Annotated in this window: 1 pseudogene; it reads right to left on the bottom strand. The window is 43.3% G+C overall.

Annotated features, from left to right (window positions below):
• Positions 1-886 (bottom strand): annotated as a pseudogene (locus tag CER18_RS09760) (hypothetical protein); the annotation flags it as partial.

Raw genomic sequence — 886 nt, 5'->3', positions numbered from 1 at the left:
CACCGCTTCTGTCGAAACCGCTGAAAGGGTGGCTGCTTTTACTCCAGAGAGACTACGGGAGGCACCGTCACTGTTTGCAATGCTGATTGCTGCACCCTCTTTCTCCGCTCCTATCTTAATAACCTTGCTCACATCATCTTGCTTTACAAGACTGTCACTAACAACCTGGTTAATCTCATTCTTAAGCTCTTTATGAAGATTGCTGAAAGAACTGCCTACACTTGCAAAGGCTTTTGCTACATCATCATAGCTCTGCTCTTCAACCTTACTACCATCAGCACTCACGGTGTTAACTTTGAAGTTTGGAGCAGTCCATGCACCATCCTTATATTCAGCACCTCCACCAAAGGATTGAGCTATATTCGCAGCAGCTGTTTCAAAATTGTGGGAAACGGCGCTTACATGTTGATTGGTATCAAATAACTGGGAGCCATTCACAGCATCCGTTGAACCTTCTGCAATGTTACCTTTGGCAAGAGACGTAATCTTGCTGTTCGTTTTTTCTGCTTCACCTTCCCCGTGCTTGGCACTAAAGGCTTGATCAGTTGCACTCCACAACAACGCATTTTGCTGAATATTTTCTGTAACCTCTGCGTTTCTTTCGGTAAACTCTTTGTGAAGTTTCTCAAAAGAACTGCCTACACCAGCAAATGCTTCCGATACAGTACTATAATCCTTATCTTCAACTTTACTACCGTCATCATTGACAGTCTTAAACTTGAAACTTGGAGCGGACCATTGACCATTCTCATAATTAGCACTACCACCAAAATACTTCGCAACATTGTCGCCTAAGCTATAAAGCTGAGAACCATTAACAGCCTCAATGGAATTCTTAGAGATTGTTCCACCCATCACACCGAAAAGGGTGCGGTTCTCTTTATTC

It is taken from the genome of Bartonella tribocorum (assembly GCF_002777915.1).
GTDB classification, from domain to species: domain Bacteria; phylum Pseudomonadota; class Alphaproteobacteria; order Rhizobiales; family Rhizobiaceae; genus Bartonella; species Bartonella tribocorum_A.
The sequence above is the reverse complement of the archived record's forward strand: the minus strand, read 5'-3'. Positions and strand labels throughout refer to the sequence as shown.